21 protein-coding genes are annotated in these 19,961 nt (G+C 65.7%); 8 read left to right on the forward strand and 13 right to left on the reverse strand.

The window, feature by feature from the left end; translation table 11 throughout:
- Positions 1 to 27 precede the first annotated feature (27 nt).
- From trmD to rpsP, 3 genes are read right to left on the reverse strand one after another with little or no spacing between them, the layout of a single operon-like run.
- Positions 28 to 837, reverse strand: a complete 810-nt coding sequence (gene trmD, locus NX068_RS02605; protein ID WP_263459742.1) for a tRNA (guanosine(37)-N1)-methyltransferase TrmD — start codon at positions 835 to 837, stop codon at positions 28 to 30.
- Positions 838 to 884: 47 nt separating this feature from the next.
- On the reverse strand, positions 885 to 1,400 hold the full coding sequence (rimM, locus tag NX068_RS02610) for a ribosome maturation factor RimM (RefSeq protein ID WP_263459743.1): 516 nt from the start codon (positions 1,398 to 1,400) through the stop codon (positions 885 to 887).
- A 43-nt stretch (positions 1,401 to 1,443) separates the two neighbouring features.
- A complete protein-coding gene (gene rpsP / locus NX068_RS02615; RefSeq protein ID WP_263459744.1) occupies positions 1,444 to 1,695 on the reverse strand; it encodes a 30S ribosomal protein S16 in 252 nt (83 codons plus the stop codon).
- 224 nt (positions 1,696 to 1,919) lie between these two features.
- Between rpsP and NX068_RS02620 the strand changes: the two genes are divergently transcribed.
- The 3 genes from NX068_RS02620 (at position 1,920) to NX068_RS02630 (ending at position 4,499) form a co-directional block, all read left to right on the forward strand.
- Positions 1,920 to 3,410 (forward strand): cyclic-di-GMP receptor FimW-related protein, encoded by a 1,491-nt coding sequence (locus NX068_RS02620; RefSeq protein ID WP_263459745.1) that lies wholly within the window; start codon positions 1,920 to 1,922, stop codon positions 3,408 to 3,410.
- 136 nt (positions 3,411 to 3,546) lie between these two features.
- Entirely contained in the window at positions 3,547 to 4,146 is a 600-nt protein-coding gene (gene wrbA / locus NX068_RS02625; RefSeq protein ID WP_068634987.1) for an NAD(P)H:quinone oxidoreductase, read from the forward strand.
- The gene (locus NX068_RS02630; protein ID WP_263459746.1) at positions 4,143 to 4,499 is read left to right on the forward strand and encodes a DUF2069 domain-containing protein; all 357 of its coding nucleotides are present in this window, start codon (positions 4,143 to 4,145) and stop codon (positions 4,497 to 4,499) included. The genes wrbA and NX068_RS02630 overlap by 4 nt, the downstream gene beginning before the upstream one ends.
- 143 nt (positions 4,500 to 4,642) lie before the next feature.
- On the opposite strand, the gene NX068_RS02635 is transcribed toward NX068_RS02630, so the two are convergent.
- The 4 genes from NX068_RS02635 to NX068_RS02650 form a co-directional block, all read right to left on the reverse strand.
- On the reverse strand, positions 4,643 to 6,178 hold the full coding sequence (locus NX068_RS02635; protein ID WP_263459747.1) for a 2-isopropylmalate synthase: 1,536 nt from the start codon (positions 6,176 to 6,178) through the stop codon (positions 4,643 to 4,645).
- A gap of 2 nt (positions 6,179 to 6,180) precedes the next feature.
- Positions 6,181 to 7,023, reverse strand: a complete 843-nt coding sequence (gene pssA / locus NX068_RS02640) for a CDP-diacylglycerol--serine O-phosphatidyltransferase (RefSeq protein ID WP_263459748.1) — start codon at positions 7,021 to 7,023, stop codon at positions 6,181 to 6,183.
- An 82-nt stretch (positions 7,024 to 7,105) separates the two neighbouring features.
- A complete protein-coding gene (locus tag NX068_RS02645; RefSeq protein ID WP_263459749.1) occupies positions 7,106 to 7,552 on the reverse strand; it encodes an HIT family protein in 447 nt (148 codons plus the stop codon).
- Between the two features lie 129 nt (positions 7,553 to 7,681).
- Positions 7,682 to 8,284: a cysteine hydrolase family protein gene (locus tag NX068_RS02650; protein ID WP_263459750.1), complete on the reverse strand. Its 603-nt coding sequence runs from the start codon at positions 8,282 to 8,284 to the stop codon at positions 7,682 to 7,684.
- Positions 8,285 to 8,529: 245 nt separating this feature from the next.
- Between NX068_RS02650 and NX068_RS02655 the strand changes: the two genes are divergently transcribed.
- Positions 8,530 to 9,399 carry a LysR family transcriptional regulator gene (locus tag NX068_RS02655; protein WP_263459751.1) on the forward strand — a complete coding sequence of 290 codons (870 nt, stop codon included), beginning with the start codon at positions 8,530 to 8,532 and terminating at the stop codon, positions 9,397 to 9,399.
- 106 nt (positions 9,400 to 9,505) lie between these two features.
- The gene (ada, locus tag NX068_RS02660; protein ID WP_263459752.1) at positions 9,506 to 10,591 is read left to right on the forward strand and encodes a bifunctional DNA-binding transcriptional regulator/O6-methylguanine-DNA methyltransferase Ada; all 1,086 of its coding nucleotides are present in this window, start codon (positions 9,506 to 9,508) and stop codon (positions 10,589 to 10,591) included.
- 278 nt (positions 10,592 to 10,869) lie between these two features.
- Here ada and NX068_RS02665 read toward each other — a convergent pair whose 3' ends face one another.
- The 3 genes from NX068_RS02665 to NX068_RS02675 all read right to left on the reverse strand — a co-directional run bounded on the left by NX068_RS02665 (position 10,870) and on the right by NX068_RS02675 (position 14,997).
- On the reverse strand, positions 10,870 to 13,344 hold the full coding sequence (locus NX068_RS02665; protein WP_263459753.1) for a TonB-dependent siderophore receptor: 2,475 nt from the start codon (positions 13,342 to 13,344) through the stop codon (positions 10,870 to 10,872).
- Between the two features lie 124 nt (positions 13,345 to 13,468).
- Complete coding sequence (locus tag NX068_RS02670) at positions 13,469 to 14,467, reverse strand: FecR domain-containing protein (RefSeq protein WP_263459754.1); 999 nt, start codon at positions 14,465 to 14,467, stop codon at positions 13,469 to 13,471.
- Entirely contained in the window at positions 14,464 to 14,997 is a 534-nt protein-coding gene (locus NX068_RS02675; protein WP_263459755.1) for a sigma-70 family RNA polymerase sigma factor, read from the reverse strand. Before NX068_RS02675 ends, NX068_RS02670 begins: the two co-directional genes overlap by 4 nt.
- Positions 14,998 to 15,187: 190 nt before the next feature.
- Here NX068_RS02675 and NX068_RS02680 point away from each other — a divergent pair, with 190 nt between their 5' ends.
- Positions 15,188 to 15,433, forward strand: a complete 246-nt coding sequence (locus tag NX068_RS02680; protein ID WP_263459756.1) for a hypothetical protein — start codon at positions 15,188 to 15,190, stop codon at positions 15,431 to 15,433.
- Positions 15,430 to 15,873 carry a putative toxin-antitoxin system toxin component, PIN family gene (locus tag NX068_RS02685; RefSeq protein ID WP_263459757.1) on the forward strand — a complete coding sequence of 148 codons (444 nt, stop codon included), beginning with the start codon at positions 15,430 to 15,432 and terminating at the stop codon, positions 15,871 to 15,873. Before NX068_RS02680 ends, NX068_RS02685 begins: the two co-directional genes overlap by 4 nt.
- A 112-nt stretch (positions 15,874 to 15,985) precedes the next feature.
- Here NX068_RS02685 and ilvC read toward each other — a convergent pair whose 3' ends face one another.
- The 3 genes from ilvC to NX068_RS02700 are packed head-to-tail and all read right to left on the reverse strand — an operon-like array spanning position 15,986 to position 19,274.
- Positions 15,986 to 17,002 carry a ketol-acid reductoisomerase gene (ilvC, locus tag NX068_RS02690; RefSeq protein ID WP_263459758.1) on the reverse strand — a complete coding sequence of 339 codons (1,017 nt, stop codon included), beginning with the start codon at positions 17,000 to 17,002 and terminating at the stop codon, positions 15,986 to 15,988.
- Positions 17,003 to 17,033: 31 nt separating this feature from the next.
- The gene (gene ilvN / locus NX068_RS02695; protein WP_263459759.1) at positions 17,034 to 17,525 is read right to left on the reverse strand and encodes an acetolactate synthase small subunit; all 492 of its coding nucleotides are present in this window, start codon (positions 17,523 to 17,525) and stop codon (positions 17,034 to 17,036) included.
- 18 nt (positions 17,526 to 17,543) lie between these two features.
- Entirely contained in the window at positions 17,544 to 19,274 is a 1,731-nt protein-coding gene (locus tag NX068_RS02700; protein ID WP_263459760.1) for an acetolactate synthase 3 catalytic subunit, read from the reverse strand.
- Positions 19,275 to 19,389: 115 nt separating this feature from the next.
- Between NX068_RS02700 and NX068_RS02705 the strand changes: the two genes are divergently transcribed.
- The gene (locus tag NX068_RS02705; protein WP_263459761.1) at positions 19,390 to 19,893 is read left to right on the forward strand and encodes an RDD family protein; all 504 of its coding nucleotides are present in this window, start codon (positions 19,390 to 19,392) and stop codon (positions 19,891 to 19,893) included.
- The last annotated feature ends 68 nt before the right edge of the window (positions 19,894 to 19,961 follow it).

Genomic DNA, 19,961 nt, shown 5'->3' on the forward strand with positions numbered 1-19,961 from the left:
TGATGCGTGCCGTTTATGTACGGGCTTTCAGACGATGCTGCCGTCTTCCGCCCCGGCTTGCTCCTGCCTGAATTCCTCAAGCAGTTTCAATTCGGTCTTGCTCAGTTGCCGCTTGGCCAGGAGATCCGGCCGCCGCAGTGCGGTGCGGCCCAGGGACTGCTTCAGCCGCCAGCGGCGGATTGCTGCATGGTTGCCCGACAGCAGCACCTCGGGCACCCGGTCTTCGTTCTCTGTTGCTTCGCCCAGCACTTCCGGCCGCGTGTAATGCGGGCAGTCGAGCAGGCCGTCGACGAAGGAATCCTCCTGCGCCGAATCGGCGGTGTTCAACGCGCCGGGCAGTTGCCGCACGATCGCGTCGAGCAGCACCATCGCCGGCAGTTCGCCGCCCGACAGCACGAAGTCGCCGAGCGACACTTCCATGTCGACCGCGCGTTCGATGACGCGCTGGTCGATGCCTTCGTAGCGGCCGCACAGCAGGATCAAACCCGGCTGTGCCGCCAGTTCCATCACCGCCGCCTGGTCGAGCCGGCGGCCTTGCGGCGACAGGTAGAGCACCGGGCCGGAAGCGCCGATCTCCGCCTGCTGCGCTGCGCGTGCCGCTGCGATCGACTGCAGCAGCGGTTCGGCCAGCATCACCATGCCCGGCCCGCCGCCGTAGGGGCGGTCATCCACCGTGCGGTGCGGGTCGTGGGTGAAGTCGCGCGGGTTGTGGAAACCCAGTGCGTACAGCCCGCGATCCTTCGCCCGGCGGGTGATGCCGCTGCCCGTCAGGGCGACGAACATCTCGGGAAAGAGGGTGATGAGGTCGTAGCGGCGCAGGCCGCCTGCAATCCCCACTTCTGCCTCTTCCTGACTGCTCCCGGTTGCGGCGTGATCGCTCACGCCTACCAGTCCTCGCCCCAGGCGACGCGGATGCGCCGCGTGGCGAGATCGACATCCAGCACGTAGGCGGCGACGAAGGGAATCAACCGCTCGCCGCCGTCCTGGCCATCGTCCTTCACCTGCAATACGTCATGGGCGCCGGTGGACAGCAGGCCATCGACCACGCCCAGCCGCGTACCGGCTTCGTTGAAGACTTCTAGGCCGACGAGGTCGCCCCAGTAGTATTCGTCTTCGGCCGGCTTGGGCAAGGCTTCGCGCGGTGCACCGATGTACCAGCCATCGATGAACTCTGCCGCGTTGCGGTCCGGCACTTCGCCGAAGGCCGCAACCAAGCCCTTGCCGTGCGCCCTGCACGCCTTCAGCGTGTAGGGTTTCCAGCGTTCGGCGGGGGCTCCGTCCTCGGCGCAGAGCCACCATTGCGGCATCTTGCGCCATTCGACCGGGTCATCGCCGAAGGGATGGATCTTGACCCAGCCCTGAACGCCAAAAGGGGCGACAATGCGCCCCAGTACGATCATCTGCCTGTCCGCCTTTTCAGGCCGTGGCCGGGATCGTCGCTGCTCAGGCAGCGGCCTTGGCGGCCTGCTTGGCCAGGCGGGCAACGGTCGGCGACAGCTGGGCGCCGTTCTGCTGCCAGTAGGCCAGACGCTCGGCGTTGATCACCAGGCTCTGCGCGGCGCCGGAGGCAACCGGGTTGTAGTAGCCGACGCGCTCGATGAAGCGGCCGTCACGGCGATTGCGGGAATCGGCGGCGACGATGTTGAAGAACGGGCGCTTTTTGGCGCCACCACGGGCAAGGCGAATGACGACCATCTGATTTTCCTGATCGGTGGATGCGAAAAACGGCGGATTTTAGTGCAAAACGCTGCCGGGATCAAGCTGTGCGTGTTCTGCCGAACGGGAGAAGACATGGCGGGCAAACATTTGCTGAACGATGCCTGTGCAGACGCGTTTTGAACTGCTCGAGAGAAGAAAAGTCGTGCATTCTCGAATACGACTAAAATGCGATAAATGAACATTTGCAATGCTGTCTGTCCATGATTCAGGCTCCACTTTCCGCTGTTAACGACGATGAAGCGGCCGATTTCCTGCACTGGCTGGAATCCGAACCCGCCGACGAGGTCGTCGACGACCTGACGGGCTTGCGTACCCGCTTCGAGAAACTGCTGCGCAACAGCGGGCTGGCGGATGAGCTGCTGCGCTGCTGCCTGGAGGGCGGCGCCGCGCGGGGGCTGGACATCAGCAGCCGCATTCGCGCGCAGTTGCAGGAAGCCAGCCTGCCTTTGCCGCCCGTCCTGCAGCGTGCGTCGATCGACATTTCCTCCACCCTGGCGGAAATGGCACGGAAGCTGGAAAGCCTGCGGTCCACGGCTGCGCCGGATCTGCATGCCCGGGAAAACGATCGGCGCCTGGCGCTGGGGCTGTGCAGCGAAGCTTTCGTCGTGGCGGCGATGTCCGCAGCCAATGCACCGCCTGGTTTGTGGAAGCTCGCCAACCGCATGGCGGTCGAACTCGAAGGCGATGCGTCCTATTTCACCATGGCGGCGATGGCCGCTGCATCGCCCGAGAGCCTGACTGCCCGCCAACTGGCCTGGATTGCCGATTTCCTCGGCAACAGCCTGCCCGAGCTGCAGTTGCAGGCCGAAGGCGAGTCGCTCGTCGGTGCCTGGTGGATCGAACTGGGGGCGGATGCGGCGCCGGTATCGGTGGCGCGCGGGCTGGCTCCTGCGGGGGGCGACGTGCGCCATTTCAGCCTCGTACCGCTTGCGCGCGTGCTCGGCGAGCATGTCGAGCACCTGGAAACGGTGATCGCTGCCGCGGAGAACGCCGGTGATACGCTCGAAGTGGAGTTGCTGGATGCGGGGGATGAGGAGCTGCCGCCGGGCCTGACGCCGGTCGAGCTGCTCGCGCTGCTGCGCATTCTGCGCGAACGCTGGGTGAGTTCTCCGCTGCGGGTGTTGCCCCGGCGGCCTCAGCACTACGCGATCCAGGTCTGCCTGGGTCTGCGCGGGCTGTGGGAGCTCGGGCGAGGGCGCAGCGAGAGCGGGCGGGTACTGGAATGGCAGGTGCTCAACGAAAGCCCGGGCGGCTACGCGATCATGAGCATCACGGAAACCGAAGCGGATGCCGGCCGGCCGGCGGAAATCGTCGCCGGCATCGTGCTCGGAGTCAGACGCCAGGCAGACGAAGCCTGGGCAGTATGCGTGGTGCGCTGGGTGCGCAGCGAAGCGTCCGGCCGGATCGAGCTGGGGCTGCAGGTGCTGGCGCTGTCCTACTACGCGGTGCAGGTGGCTTTCCGCGGGACCACGCTGCGGGGGGTGGTACCTGCGCTGGCGCTGCCGGCCATGGAGCCGATGCGCCGTCATCCGGCTTTCCTCGCACCAGCCGGAACCTATGCTTCGCGCCGTTTCGTCTTCGTCCGCGAAGGCGCGCGCGTGTATGTGGCGCAGGGGCGAGCCCTGGGGCTGGACATGCAGACTGCCAGCGTCGAACTGTTCCGCTACGAGATCGACCCCTATCCGATCTGATGGTGGCCGCGCTGCGCAGGCCGGGGTGCGCAAGCCCGCATCACGCCGGGCTGTGCCGGCGCAGTCCGGCCTACGCGGCCCGGCCCGGGCCGTCCCGGTGATATGATCCGCGCCTCTCGGTTCTCGCGCGCAGCCCATGCAGGAAATACTCGTCCTTTACTACAGCCATCGCGGCTCGGTCCGCGCGCTGGCCGAGCAGATCGCCATCGGCATCCATCAGGTGCCCGGCGCCGTGGCACGGGTACGGACCGTGCCGCGGGTGTCGACCGTGTGCGAGGCGGTGGAAGACGAGATACCCGCCGACGGCCCGGCCTACGTCGAGCCGCGCGACCTGGTCGAATGCGCCGGCCTGGCGCTGGGCAGCCCGACCCGTTTCGGCAACATGGCGGCACCGATGAAGTATTTCCTCGACGGACTGGCGGGCGAGTGGGCCAATGGCGCGCTGATCGGCAAGCCTGCCTGCGTGTTCTCGTCGTCCGCCAGCCAGCATGGCGGGCAGGAGAGCACGCTGCTGACGATGATGGTGCCCTTGCTGCACCACGGCATGATGCTGCTCGGCATTCCCTATTCCGAAACGCGGCTCAACACCACGCGCAGCGGCGGCTCGCCTTATGGCGCGACCCACGTCGCCGGCATGGACGGCCTGCCGGTACTGACGGCCGACGAGATCGAACTGGCGCGCGCCCAGGGGCGCCGCCTGGCCGAAGTGACGCTGCGGCTGGCGGGTGAGCGATGAATCCGCGCCTGCTGAACCTCGCCGCAAGCATCAGCCTGCTGGCGCTGATTGCGCTGTGCGTGCTGTGGGAGGGCTGGCTTGCGCCGCTGCGCCCCGGCGGCTCGTGGATGATGCTGAAGGCGCTGCCGCTGCTGCCGGCGGTGTTCGGCATCCTGCGCGGCAAGCGCTACACCCATCAATGGGTGTCGATGCTGTCGCTGCTTTACTTCACCGAAGGGGTGCTGCGCGCCAGTGATCCGGGCCTGAGCGGAACCCTGGCAGGGGTGGAGATCGCGCTGTCGGTGCTGCTGTTCCTCAGCACGATGTACTACGCGCGCAATACCGCGCCGTCGCGGCAGAAGTCCGACGAATAGCGAGGCCCGGCAGCCGGAATGATGGTTTCGCCCAGGCTCCAGCCACACAGCCCGGCCCATCCTACGTGCCGGGCTGTGTAGCCCCCTAAGGGGGCGGGTCGAAAGCGAAGCCCTCCGTTTCGAGGAAGCTCGTCAACCGCGGCTCAAACCTGCGGATTCAGCCGCGGGGCAGTGGTCTGCAGCTTGTTCAGCGCATTCAGATAGGCCTTGGCCGAGGCGACGATGATGTCGGTGTCGGCGCCCTGGCCATCCATCACGCGGCCTTCCTTGGCCAGGCGCACGGTGACTTCGCCCTGGGCATCGGTGCCGGTGGTGATGGCATTGACCGAATACAGCAGTAGCTGGCTGCCGCTGTTGGCAACACCCTCGATGGCCTTGAAGGCGGCATCGACCGGTCCCGAGCCTTCGGACTGGGTGCGGTGCTCGGTGTTGCCGATGACCAGCGTCAGCTCGGCCAGCGGCGTTTCGCCGGTTTCGGAGTGGAAGCGGCTCGACACCAGGCGGTAATGCTCGGTCTCGGGCGTGATCGCCTCGTCGCGCATCAGGGCGTGCAGGTCTTCGTCGAAGATCTCGTGCTTCTTGTCGGCCAGCTCCTTGAAGCGCGAGAACGCATGGTTCAGGTGCTCCTCGCCGGCGATCTCGATGCCCAGCTCCTGCAGCCGTGCGCGGAAGGCGTTGCGGCCGGAATGCTTGCCCAGCACCAGCTTGTTGGCGCCCCAGCCGACGTCCTCGGCGCGCATGATCTCGTAGGTTTCGCGGTGCTTCAGCACGCCGTCCTGGTGGATGCCGGACTCGTGGGCGAAGGCGTTGGCGCCGACGATGGCCTTGTTGGGCTGCACCGGGTAGCCGGTGACCTGCGACACCAGCTTGGATGCCGGCACGATCTGGGTGGTGTCGATGCGCGTCTCGACCGGGAAGACGTCGCCGCGGGTGCGTACCGCCATGACGATTTCTTCCAGCGAGGCGTTGCCGGCACGTTCGCCCAGGCCGTTGATGGTGCATTCGACCTGGCGCGCGCCGGCATGCACGGCGGCGAGCGAGTTCGCCACCGCCATGCCGAGGTCGTTGTGACAGTGCACCGACCAGATTACCTTGTCGGAGTTGGGTACACGCTCGATCAGCGTGCGGATGGTACCGGCATACTGCTCAGGCACGTTGTAGCCGACGGTGTCGGGCACGTTGATGGTCTTCGCGCCGGCCTGGATCACGGCGTCGAAGATGCGCACCAGGAAATCGATGTCCGAGCGGCCGGCGTCCTCGGCCGAGAACTCGACGTCGTCGGTGTATTGGCGTGCCCAGCCGATGGCCTTCACAGCCTGCTCGACGACCTGGTCGGGCGTCATGCGCAGCTTCTTCTCCATGTGGATCGGGCTGGTGGCGATGAAGGTATGGATGCGGCCGTGGGCGGCGGGGGCGATGGCTTCGGCGGAGCGGCGGATGTCGTTCTCGTTCGCTCGCGCCAGCGAACAGACGGTGGATTCCTTGACCGCTTCGGCGATCGAGCGCACCGACTCGAAATCGCCGTTGGAGGCGGCGGCGAAGCCGGCCTCGATGACGTCGACCCGCATGCGTTCGAGCAGGCGGGCGATGCGCAGCTTTTCCTCGCGCGTCATCGACGCGCCCGGGCTTTGCTCGCCGTCGCGCAGGGTGGTGTCGAAAATGATCAGTTGGTCTTTCATGTTCAGCTCCTCGGGGAGGCGTCGTCATCGGTCGCGGCGGGAGATTCCGTGCCGTCGGCCTGGGGTTCTGCTGCGGCCGGGGTGATCGCGCCGGCGCGCTTGTCCTTGCGCCGCTTCCAGCGCAGCAGCCACATCACGTAGCCGGACGCTGCATAGGCCAGGAACAGGCCGAACAGGATGCCCGGCGGATAGCTGGAAATCAGCGCGAAGACCAGCACGAAGGCGATCAGCACGATGAAGGGCACGCTCTTGCGCAGGTTGATGCTCTTGCCGCTCCAGAACAGCACGTTGCTGACCATCGACACGCCGGCGAAGATCGTCAGTACGCAGGCGTAGCCGCTCAGTTCGTCGCCGGTGAAGCCGTTGTCGATGCCGACCCACACCAGGCCGGCGGTCAGCGCCGCGGCGGCAGGGCTGGGCAGGCCCTGGAAGTAGCGCTTGTCGACGACGCTGATATTGGTGTTGAAGCGCGCCAGCCGCAGGGCTGCGCCGGCGCAGTAGATGAAGGCCGCGACCCAGCCGAGCTTGCCGAGGTCGCGCAGCGCCCACTCGTACATCACCAGGGCCGGCGCCGCGCCGAAGGACACCATGTCGGCCAGCGAATCGTATTCGGCGCCGAATTCGCTCTGGGTGTGGGTCAGGCGGGCGATGCGCCCATCGAGGCCGTCGAGCACCATGGCGACGAAGATCGCGACAGCCGCAATTTCGAAGCGCTGGTCCATCGCCTGCACGATCGCGTAGAAGCCGGCGAACAGGGCGGCGGTGGTGAACAGGTTCGGCAGGATGTAGATGCCGCGGCGGCGCTTGTCGGGCGTGATCAGGGGCATGCGGTCGGGGTGGTCCATGGCGGACGGAATGGTTCGGCAGGAACTTGATTCTAGCAGTCCGCCGCCCGCACTGCGCCGAATCGCCGCCGGGCGCTGCCGATCAGCTTCTGGCGAGGGCGTCGCGCAGCTGCGCGGCGTAGCCTTGCAGCACGTCGGCCGGCGGATCCTTGCGTGGCCATGACAGCGCGATGCCGTCGTTGCCGTGGCGCGGCACCACGTGCATGTGGAAATGGAACACCGTCTGGTCGCCTTCGCGGCCGTTGGCCTGCAGCAGGGTCAGGCCGGGCGGGTCGAAGGTGTCGCGCACCGCATGGGCGACACGCTTCACCGTGCGTGCCACCGCGGCGGCTTCGTCCGCCGTGATGTCGAACAGCGTGGCGGCGTGGCGCCTGGTGGCCACCAGGACGTGGCCGGGGTTGACCTGGCCGATGTCCATGAAGGCGATGGTGAGTTCGTCCTCGAAGACGCGGGCCGCAGGGATCTCGCCTGCGACCAGGCGGCAGAAGATGCACTGGCCGGGCGGCGAGGTGTCGACGAACATGGGCATGAAGAAAACCTCCTTGGGTGTGAAAACCGGCCGCGTGTGGAAAGCCGCAGCCGGCTGCAGGAAGGCAGTTTAGCCCTGCCGCCGGTGGCGCGGGGAAACCGGCGCCGGCCGAGGGGGCTTCAGTCGGCCTCAGTCGCCAATGGCCGCTTCGTTCGGCACCACCACCGCGAACAGGTCGCCCAATGCCGCCAGCGCGGCCGCCTGCAGGCTTTCGGCGCTGACCACCGAGCCGTCCGGCCCGGCCAGCGGGCGGGTTGCGGTGGCGGCAGCCGGCACCGTCACGGCGTAGCCGAGGTTGAAGGCGCCGCGGGCGGTGGAGTTGATGCACATGTGGGTCATGAAGCCCGTCACCACCAGGTTCCTGACGCCGGCGGCCTTCAGGCGCTCGTCCAGGTCGGTGCCGATGAAGGAGTTCGGGTAGTTCTTGACCACCACCGCTTCGCCATTGGCAGGCGCGACCTTGTCGGCGATGGCGCCGATTTCGGCACGCACGTCGTAGGGGGTGCCGGGGCCGGCGTCGTGCTGGATGTGCAGCACCGGAATCTTCAGCGCCCGTGCGCGGGCCAGCAGCGTGGCGCACTGGTCCAGCGCCGGCTCGACGCCGGTCAGCTGCATGATGCCTTCGCGGTAGGTGTTCTGGGCGTCGACGATGATCAGCGCCGATTCGGACAGGGGGGCGGGGGTGTCGGGCTGGCCGGTCAACTGGCGCAGGGTGGTGGATGCGGTGCTCATGTCTTGTCTCCTGGTGATGTCGCTTGTCGGACAGCGGGGCGGCGCGTCGCCTGCGCTGCAGATGCGACGGTGATGGGAGGCTATACTTTGCCGTTGCCTGCGTGAATAGGCATTTATGCCGGAATTTCATGCAAATTTGCAGGGCATGAAGGCATCGCTGCAGGGAAATGCCGAGGTATGTGAGACGAGCCGGATCGGCTGAGCAAGCGTGGATCGGGAGAGCTGGAAAAGGGATGGAGGCGGTGATGAACTGGGATGACCTGCGCTTTGCCGTGATGCTCGGCCGGGAGGGCACGCTGGCGGCCGCGGCGCGCCGGCTCGGCGTCGACCAGACCACCGTCGCCCGCCGCCTGAAGGCGCTGGAAACCGCGCTGGGCGCAAGCCTGTTCGAGCGTGGCGACGGCCACTGGCAGCCCACGGCGGTCGGCCTGCGCGTGCTGGAACGGGCGAGCCGCATCGAGGAGGACATGGCCGGCGTGGTGCGCGTCGCCGAGGCCGGCGCCGGCAAGGTGGGCGGCGTGGTGCGCATCACCGCGGTGGCTGCCATCGTCGGCGAATGGCTGGTGCCGCGACTGCGGGATCTGTGCACCCGCCATGCCGAGCTGTGCGTCGATGTCATCGCCAGCAACGATAACCTCAACGTCGCCCGGCGCGAGGCCGACATCGCGATCCGGCTGGCGCGCCCGGCCAGCGGCGACTTCCTGATCCGCAAGCTGGTCGACGTCGGCTTCGCCGTCTATGGCGCGGCGCGGGGCGACCTGCCGGTGCGGACCGGAGACTGGGTGGCCTACAACGAGGATCTCGCCCACACGCCGGAAATGCGCTACCTGCAGTCGATGCTCGGCAGCGGCCGCATCCGCCTGCGCTCGAACAGCCTGCGGGGGCTGGCGCGCGCGGTGGCCGACGGCGTGGGCCACGGCGTGCTGCCGTGCTTCCTCGCCGATGCCGTGCCCGGCCTGGTTCGTCTGACCGGCGCCCGGCCGGTGCTGAGCCGGGAGCTGTGGATGCTGATCCACCCGGATGCGCGCTCGCAGGCGCGGGTCGCGGCGACCGCGGACTGGCTGGTGGAGCGTTTCCAGGCCGAGGCGGCGGGTTTTGCGGGCATCCTTGCATGAATGGCGCAGCCGGTGGCGGATGGAAATTCGACCGCAAGATTCGGAGTGCCCTCAGCCGGGGCACGGCCTAAGCTGGCACCATGATCAAGCTTCGGAGGACAAAGCCATGGGTGCGAATCTCCACACATCATCGCCTTATGCAAGCGAAGCCTCGCGCTGGCAGGCGGTGCAGGCACGTGACCCGGAGGCCGACGGCCATTTCGTCTACGCCGTGCGTACCACGGGCGTGTATTGCCGGCCGAGCTCCGCGGCCCGGCTGCCGCGGCGCGAGAACGTCGAGTTCTTCGATTCGGCCGACGCCGCCGAGGCTGCCGGCTACCGCCCCAGCCGCCGCACGCATGGCGACCGGACGGCCGCTGCGGCCGAGCGTGCTGCGCTGGTGGCGCAGGCCTGCCGCCGGATCGAGGAAAGCGAGCCATCGCCCGGACTCGATGCGCTGGCCGCCGAGGCCGGTATGAGCCTCTGGCATTTCCACCGCATTTTCAAGGCCGAGACGGGGCTGACGCCCAAAGCCTATGCCTCCGCCCGGCGGGCCGCCCGGCTGCGCGAGGAACTGGGCGAGCCGGCCGCCTCGGTGACGGATGCGATCTACGGCGCCGGCTTCAATACCAGCAGCCGCTTCTACGAGACTTCGAACCAGCGCCTCGGCATGCGTGCGCGGGACTACCAGGCCGGCGGCAGCGGCACCGAGATCCGCTTCGCCGTCGGCCAATGCACGCTGGGCGCCATCCTGGTCGCGCAAAGCCGGCGCGGCATCTGCGCCATCCTGCTGGGCGACGACCCCGATGTCCTGGTGCGCGACCTGCAGGACCGCTTTCCCAGGGCCGAGCTGCTTGGTGGCGATGCCGATTTCGAACGCCTGGTGGCGCAGGTCGTCGGCTTCGTCGAGACGCCCGCCATCGGCCTGAACCTGCCGCTGGACGTGCGCGGCACGGCTTTCCAGGAACGGGTGTGGCAGGCCTTGCGCACGATCCCGGCCGGCAGCACGGCCACCTATGCCGAGATCGCCGAGCGCATCGGCGCGCCGCGTGCGGCCCGGGCGGTCGGCGCGGCCTGCGGCGCCAACCACATCGCCGTCGCCATTCCTTGCCATCGGGTGGTGCGGAGAAATGGCGATCTGTCGGGGTATCGCTGGGGGGTGGAACGCAAGCGGGAACTGCTGAGGAGGGAGGCGGCGGTGGAGACGGAATGAGCGGGGAGCACATCCGCCGTTTCGGCCCGTTCGAGGCGGCAACCAGCGAGCGCCTGTAAACAGCCGCGTCGGCCGAACTGGAGCGGTGGGCCGACAACATCCTCGATGAGCGCACGTTGGAGGAAGTGTTCGGCTCGCAGTGGGGCTGAGATACAGCGGGACACAGAAACGGCACCTGGTTGTGGGTGCCGTTTCTGTTTGCTGACGACCTCCTGTTTTCAGCTATTCCACGCTCCGGGGCAGAAAACCGTTGCCTGTCCCATTTTGCCTTTGGAACATCAGAATTGCCCCCGCAATGTCAGCAGGAAGTTCCTCGGCGGACCATAGTTGTTTCGGTTCTCGACATAGCCGGCTGCCTCGTAGTAGGTCTTGTCGAACACATTGTTGATGTTTAGCGCCAGGGTCCAGTGCGGTTTCAAGTCATACCCGATGCGGGCATTCCACACGCTATAGGAGGGCCTGCGCACCCCTGAGACATTATTGGTCAATTCGCTTTGCCAATTCACGCCAGCGCCAAGACGCAGATCGGCGAGTTGGCCAGGCAGACGGTAATCGCTCCAGATCCGCAGCAGATGCCGGGGGGTCTCATCGTTGAATGTCTTGCCTTGCATCTCCGGATCGCGCCGGTATTTATTGCTGTTGAACGTGTAGCCAGCGGCCAGTTGCAATCCCGGTATTGCTTCACCGCTGGCTTCCAGCTCGAAACCCTGGCTGCGCACTTCGCCGGCTGCGCGCGAGCAGTAGCTCCCGCCGCATACCCTGCCGGAGGCGTAGTCGTTGACCGCGCGATTCTCCTGATCGATGCGGTAGACGGCAAATGATGTATTGAGCCTCCCGCCCATGAGCTCCCCTTTGATGCCGGCTTCATAGTTGGTGCCGACGATGGGTTTCAACACACTTCCGTTCACGCTGGTCGCGGTCTGTGGTTCAAAGATGTCGGCATAGCTGCCGTAGATCGACCATTGCGGCGTCAGGTTGTAGACCAGGCCCAGAAATGGAGAGAACTCTGCATCGGCATCGCTTTGGCTTGCGCTGCTCCAGGTGGTTGCACGAGTGGTGAAACGGCTTTCAAACCAACTGAAGCGCCCCCCCGTGATCAGTATCAGATCGTCGGTCAGGCTGCTGCGCAACTGGGCGTAAATACCCTTCTGCTCATGCGGGGCGTAGCGGGACAGGCGCTGCGAATCCGGGAAGCTGCCCGGTTTCGTAACATACGAATCCGGGTTGAATACGTCCACCGTTTGGTAGTCGAATGCATACGCGATGCTGTCGGTGGTTTTCAGGCGCGACATGTTGACGCCCACCACCAGATTCTGCTCCATGCCCAGGGCGGTAAAACGGCCTTGTAGATTGGCATCGAAACCAAAGTGTTTGGACGATTTGTCGTAATCCCACGCGGTGCGGGTGGTGCCCGTCAACGTGTCCGGGTGGACTGCGCCAGCGGCATCCGAAATTAACGTAATGCTGTCCTCCTCTACATATGCCGCGGCAATCTTGAGACGCCAGTCGCTGTTGAACTGGTGCGTCAGATCGGCAAAGAGCTGCGTTTCGTCGCGATCCCAACGGTTCCAGTTGGCGCCCAGGAAGGTTGAGCGAGACAGATCGATTGAACTGCCATCGCTGTAACGCGGCAGTCCGCCGAAGAAGGGCGTGGCCCGTAGCCGAGATATCAGTATCCCTACGCCCAGCGTGGTGCGGGGCGACAGATCGTAATCCAGTGCAAGGTATGCGTTGGTGTTGCGCTCCTCAACAACATCGATGAAGGATTCCTTCGTTCCATGATCCAATACAGCGCGTGCACGCAGGCTGCCGTCGGCGTTGAGTGCGCCGCCCACGTCCAGCATCGCGCCAAAATGGCTCCAGGAGCCTGCGCGCGTCTCCACTGAGACCTGCGTATCGGCAGTTGCACGCTTGCGCACGAGGTTGACCGAACCGCCGGGCTGACCCGACCCCTCGAACAGACCTGCTGCACCACGGAGAACTTCGACTCTGTCGAGGTGCGAGGTGCTTTCGGTATAGCTGTTGCCAACCCCATAAAAACTACGCGACAACGGCAAACCGTCATATTGGATGTTGCGAATCCTGAAACCTCTGGATAAATAGTTCCTGCCGCCATCGGCAACCTCACTGATGGTTACCCCTGTGGTATTTTCAAGCACTTCGCTGAGGGAAGACAGGTTTTGGTCATCCAAGCGCTTGCGTGTCACGACGGTGAGCGATTGCGGAATTTCCTTCAGCGACTGCACGTTTCTCATGAGACTCGCGCCACGCGCTGCGTAGCTGCCGGTGCCTTCGCTGGTGGCGTTGTTGAGGCTGCTGGCGGTTACCGTCACCGCCGTCAGCGTGGCCTCTCCCGCTGCCCTCGGCAGCGTTGCCAGGGTATAGCTGCCGTCACCGTTCGGCAGCGCTTGCAGTTCGTGTTGGGAAAGCAGCCGGGCGAAGCCTTCGGCGACGCCGTAGCGGCCTTTCAGCCCATCGCTTTGCAGCCCCTGGGTGAGCGCGCCGTCGGCGGATAGATGGACGCCGGCCTGGGCGGCGTAGGTGCCGAGCACGGCGCTGAGGCGGCCGGGCGCGATGTCGATGCTATGCCTCTGCGCTTCCTGGCCGGCCTGAACCGGCTGGGCGAAGGCCGCGCCAACTGGCAGCGTAGGCACGATGGCGGCGCAGGCGAGGTGCAGGGCGAGGCGGGTGAGCCGGGGAGCGGGTTGCCTTGCGGACGTGTGGATGGGGCGGGAAAGGGGCGGATTGGACATGCCGGTTCCTTTTGCTGCGGTGGGTGGGAAAGTGAATGCTTCCCATCTGCCGTACGAGATCGAAAAACCGGAACCGTGTCGTGAAAAAATTTTTGGCGGCCGTGGCAGGCCGTCGGAGACGGATTCAGCGTGCTTCCAGCGTGACCCACCAGGGCAGGGTTCTGCGGATGCGCAGCGGCAGCGCGGTGGCGAGCAGTTCCAGCGCGCGGTCGGTATCGTGCAACGGGTAGGCGCCGACGACCTTGAGGTGGGCGACTTCGGGGGCGCAGCCGAGGTGGCCGCGGCGGTAGCGGCCGAGTTCGGCGAGGAAGTCGGCGAGCGGCATTTCGTCGGCGATGAGCAGGCCGTCCTGCCATTGCGGCCGGGGTTGGGCGAGGGGCTGGAGCGGGCCGGAGGCGTCGTGGGTGAAACTGGCCTGCTGCCCGGTGGCGACGCGCTGGGTGGCAGCGCCCGGGTTGGCGGGCTGGATTTCCACCGTGCCTTCGAAGACCGACAGGTGGATGTGCCCGTCGTTGTGCCGCACGGAGAACCAGGTGCCCAGGGCGAGCAGGCGGCCGTGGCGGGTGTCCACCACCAGCGGGCGGCGGGCAGTGTCCGGTGCGGTGCGCACGAGCAGGGCGCCGCCGTGCAGGATGATGCGGCGCAGCTGCCCGTCGTAGTGCACGTCCGCGGCACTGTCGGTGTCCAGCCACAGGTGGCTGCCATCGGCGAGTTCCGTGCTGAATTGTTCGCCGATGCCGGTGCGATAGTCGGCGCGCCATGCGGCCAGCGTGTGGCGTACCGGGGGCAGGCCATGGATCAGCTTGCCGCCGATCAGCAGGGCGAAGAGTGCTCCCAGCGTGCCAAGGGAGCGCCGCCGCATCCTGACCGTCTTGGTGGCGGTCTGGAGCGTGCTGGCGGCGGTGTGCTGGTCCATTGCCGTGCCCAGAGTGTCGAGGCGCTGGTTGATGCCTTCCACCCTGGCCCAGGCGTTGCGGTGCTCGACCCGGGCGTCGAGCCAGCTTTGCCAGTACTGGCGCTGCTGCTCGGTGGCCGTGCCGGAGGAGAGCACGGCGAACCATTCCGCGGCCTGTTGCAGGCTGGCGTAGTCGGGCCTGGCCGTGGCCGGATCGGGCGGGTTCATGCGCCCCGCGCGCCGGCAGGTTCTTCCAGGGCGATGCAGTGGAGCATGGCCTGGCTCATGTACTTGGTGACCATGCGTTCGCTGACCTTGAGGCGCCGGGCAATTTCGGCGTAGCTCAGCCCTTCGATGCGGGCGAGGATGAAAGTGGTGCGCGGCTTGTCCGGCAGGGCGTCGATCATGGCGCAGATGTCGTACAGGGTTTCGAGCACGATGGCGCAGTGCTCGGCGGATGGGACGACGTCCGGCGGCGCGCCGGCCAGGGCCTTGGCCCAGGCGCGCTCGATGTCGATGCGCCGCCAGTGGTCGATGACGACGCAGTTGGCGATGCGGTTGAGGAAGGCGCGCGGTTCGCGGATGGCCTGCAGCGAGTGCAGGGACTGGGCCATCAAGCGCACGAAGACGTCCTGCGCAAGGTCGGCGGCGCAGTCGGCGCTGCCGACCTTGCCGCCCAGCCTTGCCTGCAGCCAGCCGTGGTGGCCGGCGTATAGCTCGTGGATGATGCGATGGCGGGGGGCGTCGGGGTTGGGCATGGCGCTGCATTCGTGGCAAATAGGAATGATTTTCGATTGTATTTGTGTTTTGGTGGTAAGGACAAAAAATGTGCCGGCTGGCTGGCGTGTGTGGCTCCGGATGAAGATGCCGTCCTCTGGCGCTTGGCGGCACGTGATGAGGGTTTTTTGGTGTATTGTCACTAAATCACCAACTATGAGAGATCGGATCATGAGCCGTCTGACCATCACCTTGCCGGATGACCGCTATCTTGCGCTAAAGGAAGCCTCGGCACGTCGCGGTAAAACCATTGGCCAGATCATCGATGAAAGCCTGGAGTTGTATGGCATCAAATCACGAGAAAGCGCGCAGGAACTGGTGCGGCGCGCTCGCGCTCGCAGTGCTTTGACCGAGGATGAGGCAATGGCCGTAGCGCGGGAAGAAGTGCGTGCCGTACGCAGCGACAGGGCCGCATGACACGGCGCGTCCGTTTGGCGCCGGCGATCATCGATACGAATGTTCTTGTCGCGGGTCTGTTGAGCGGTAACGATCAGTCGCCTGTGGTGCGTATCCTCGATGCCATGCTGGCGGGTTGGCTTCCTTTCGTGCTCTCCGAGGAATTGCTGACCGAATACCGAAATGTGTTGTTGCGCCCCAAGTTACGCAAACTGCATGGTCTGGAAGTTGCCGAAATCGACGACATCCTGACCGACCTCGCACAGCTCGCCATTGTACTGGCGCCACCACGGGGGGAGCAGCACGCTCCCGATGCCGGTGACCAGTTGCTCTGGAATCTGCTTGAAGCCCGCTCTGAATTCGTGCTGGTTACCGGCGACAAGCTGTTGCTGGATGATGAGGCGATGGCGGGGAGGGTGCTGACGCCGAGTGAATTCATGGCGGAATTCTTCGAGGCATGATCCAGAGGCGGATCTTGGCGGCGTCGCTGCCGCGTCCGGCAGCGGACAAATAAAAAGGCCGGAGCCGCATGATGCGGTTCCGGCCTCTGTGCGCCGCAAGGGCGCGCGAAGATCAGTTCTTCGACTTGTCGACCAGGGCCTTGGCCTTGATCCAGGGCATCATGTCGCGCAACTGGCCGCCGACCTTCTCGATCGGGTGCTCGGCGTTCAGGCGGCGGCGAGCGGTCATGCTCGGATAGTTGGTACGGCCTTCCTGGATGAACATCTTGGCGTATTCACCGGTCTGGATGCGCTTCAGGGCGTTGCGCATGGCGGCGCGCGACTGCTCGTTGATGACTTCCGGGCCGGTCACGTACTCGCCGTACTCGGCGTTGTTCGAGATCGAGTAGTTCATCGTGGCGATGCCGCCTTCGTACATCAGGTCGACGATCAGCTTCAGCTCGTGCAGGCACTCGAAGTAGGCCATTTCCGGCGCGTAGCCGGCTTCGGTCAGGGTTTCGAAGCCCATCTTCACCAGCTCGACGGCGCCGCCGCACAGCACGGCCTGTTCGCCGAACAGGTCGGTCTCGGTCTCTTCCTTGAAGTCGGTCTCGATCACGCCGCCCTTGGTGCCGCCGTTGGCCGCTGCGTAGGACAGGGCGATGTCGCGGGCCTTGCCGGACTTGTCCTGGTACACCGCGATCAGCGAGGGCACGCCGCCGCCGCGCAGGTATTCGGAGCGCACGGTGTGGCCGGGGCCCTTCGGCGCGACCATGATCACGTCGAGGTCTGCACGCGGCACGACCTGGTTGTAGTGCACGTTGAAGCCGTGGGCGAAGGCCAGCGCGGCGCCTTGCTTGATGTTGGGCTCGACGTCGTTCTTGTAGACCTCGGGGATGTTCTCGTCCGGCAGCAGGATCATGACGACGTCGGCTTCGGCGACCGCTTGCGCCACTTCCTTGACCTGCAGGCCGGCACCTTCGGCCTTGGACCACGAGGCGCCGCCCTTGCGCAGGCCGACGGTGACCTTGACGCCCGAGTCGGACAGGTTCTGGGCGTGGGCGTGGCCCTGCGAGCCGTAGCCGACGATGGTGACCTTCTTGCCCTTGATGAGGGAGAGGTCGGCGTCCTTGCCGTAATAAACCTTCATGTTCGTCCTTTCGTTTGCGGTGTGGGGTGGGTCAGAGCTTGAGCACGCGGTCGCCGCGGCCGATGCCGCACACGCCCGAGCGCACGGTTTCGAGGATCAGGGCGGGCTCGATGGCGCCGAGGAAGGCGTCGAGCTTGCCCTGGTTGCCGGTCAGCTCGACGACGTAGGAGGCGTCGGTGACGTCGATGATGCGGGCGCGGAAGATGTCGACGGTGCGCTTGATCTCCTCGCGGTCCTTGCCGGTGGCGCGGACCTTGACCAGCATCAGCTCGCGTTCGATGTGCGCCGCCTCGGAGATGTCGACGACCTTGACCACCTCGACCAGCTTGTTCAACTGTTTGGTGATCTGCTCGATGATGTCGTCCGAGCCGGTGGTGACGATGGTCATGCGCGACATCGAGGCGTCTTCGGTCGGTGCCACGGTCAGCGACTCGATGTTGTAGCCGCGCGCCGAGAACAGGCCCGAGACGCGCGACAGCGCGCCGGATTCGTTTTCGATCAGAAGGGAAATGACGTGACGCATGGTGTGTTCGGTCCTGGATTAGAGGTCTTCGGCGGACAGGATCATCTCGGTGAGGCCCTTGCCGCCCTGCACCATCGGGTAGACGTTCTCGGTCGGGTCAACCTGGAAGTCGAGGAACACGAGCTCGTTCTTGTGCGTGGTGAAGGCCTCGCGCAGCGCGCCTTCGACGTCAGAGGGCTTGTCGATGCGGATGCCGACGTGGCCGTAGGACTCGGCCAGCTTGGCGAAGTCGGGCAGCGAATCCATGTAGGACTCGGAGTAGCGGCCGCCGTGGAACAGCTGCTGCCACTGGCGCACCATGCCCAGGTAGCGGTTGTTCAGGTTGCAGATCTTGATCGGCAGGCGGAACTGCTTGCAGGTCGACAGTTCCTGGATGTTCATCTGGATCGAGGCTTCACCGGTGATGCAGGCGACCTGCATGTCCGGGTGGGCGAGCTGCGCACCCATCGCATAAGGCATGCCGACGCCCATCGTGCCCAGGCCGCCGGAGTTGAGCCAGCGGCGCGGCTTGGTGAAGGGGTAGTACTGCGCAGCCCACATCTGGTGCTGGCCGACGTCGGAGGTGACGATGGCTTCGCCGCCGGTCACTTCCCACAGCTTCTGCACGACGAACTGCGGCTTGATGATCTCGTCCGAGTTCTTGTAGACCATGCAGTTGCGGCCGCGCCATTCGTCGACCTGCTTCCACCAGGCGGCGAGCGCCTCGGGGTTGGGGCGGGCTTCGCCGCTTTCGAGCTGGCGGATCATCTCCTCCAGCACTTCCTTGACGTCGCCGACGATGGGCACGTCGACCTTGACCCGCTTCGAGATCGACGACGGGTCGATGTCGATGTGGATGATCTTGCGCGGTTCTTCGGCGAAGTGCGAAGGCAGGCCGATGACGCGGTCGTCGAAGCGGGCGCCGACGGCCAGCAGCACGTCGGAGTAGTGCATCGCCATGTTGGCTTCGTAGGTGCCGTGCATGCCCGGCATGCCGAGGTACTGGCGGTCGCCGGCCGGGTAGCCGCCCAGGCCCATCAGGGTGTTGGTGATCGGGTAGCCGAGCAGGCGGGTGAGCTTGGTCAGCTGTTCGGCCGCGTTCGACAGCACCACGCCGCCGCCGGTGTAGATCATCGGCCGCCTGGCTTCGAGCAGCAGTTGCACGGCCTTCTTGATCTGGCCCGAATGGCCCTTGACCACCGGGTTGTACGAGCGCATCGAGATATCCTTCGGATACTCGTACTCGCACTTGTGCATCGACACGTCCTTGGGAATGTCGACCAGCACCGGGCCGGGGCGGCCGGTCTTCGCCAGGTAGAAGGCTTTCTTGATCGTCGACGCGATCTCGCGCACGTCCTTGACCAGGAAGTTGTGCTTGACGCAGGGCCGGGTGATGCCGACGGTGTCGACTTCCTGGAAGGCGTCCTGGCCGATGGCGGCAGTGGGCACCTGGCCGGAGATGATCACCAGCGGAATCGAATCACAGAAGGCGGTGGCGATGCCGGTGACGGCATTGGTCGCGCCCGGACCGGAAGTCACCAGCGCGACGCCGACCTGCTCGGTGCTGCGCGCATAGCCGTCGGCAGCGTGTACCGCGGCCTGCTCGTGGCGCACCAGCACGTGGCGCACGGATTCCTGCTGGAACAGCGCGTCGTAGATATACAGTACTGCACCGCCGGGATAGCCGAAGACGTACTCGACCTTTTCTTCCTGAAGGCACCTGATTACAATTTCGGCTCCGGTAAGCACCATCGCAAACTCACTCGACAAGTCGTTTGAAGAAACGCGCAACGTTACCGGCCACGGCGGGTTTGGTCAAGGCGGACAAGGGGTGTTCCGGCGCCCGTACCGCTTCGCACATCGATCGACCCCTCCGGACTCTTCCATGAAGCGCAATCCCGAACGCCATTCCGCCGCCGCCAAGGCCTCGACTGCATCTGCCGGCACCGGCGAGCGCCCGCGCGTCGAACTTGCCAGTTTCCGCAGGCGGCTGGCCAGCATGCTGTACGAATCGATGCTGCTGCTCGGCGTGCTGGCACTGACCTTTCTCGTTCCTTACCTGATGCTCGGCGTCGGCTTCGAGATCGCGCCGCCGGGCTGGTTCGCCTGGCTGCACATCTTCGTCGTGCTGGGCGCCTATTTCGTCTGGTACTGGCGCCGCCACGGCCAGACGCTGGCGATGCAGACCTGGCGCCTGAAGCTGGTCGATGCCGACGGCCGCGGCCTGAGCCTTGGCCGCTGCTGGCTGCGTTACGCATTGTGCTGGCCTTCGGTGCTGCTGTTCGGCGTCGGCCTGCTGTGGGCGCTGATCGACCGCGATCGGCAGTTCCTGCACGATCGCCTGGTGGGCTCCTGCATCGTGCTGATGCCGCCCGCCGTCAAGAAGTGAGCGGGCCGCAGGCCGCATTCCGCATCGCACTCGAGGAACTTTTGCTGTGCCGGCGGAGTAGCATCGGG

Source organism: Thauera carbonicopians (assembly GCF_025699485.1).
Classification (GTDB): Bacteria; Pseudomonadota; Gammaproteobacteria; order Burkholderiales; family Rhodocyclaceae; genus Thauera.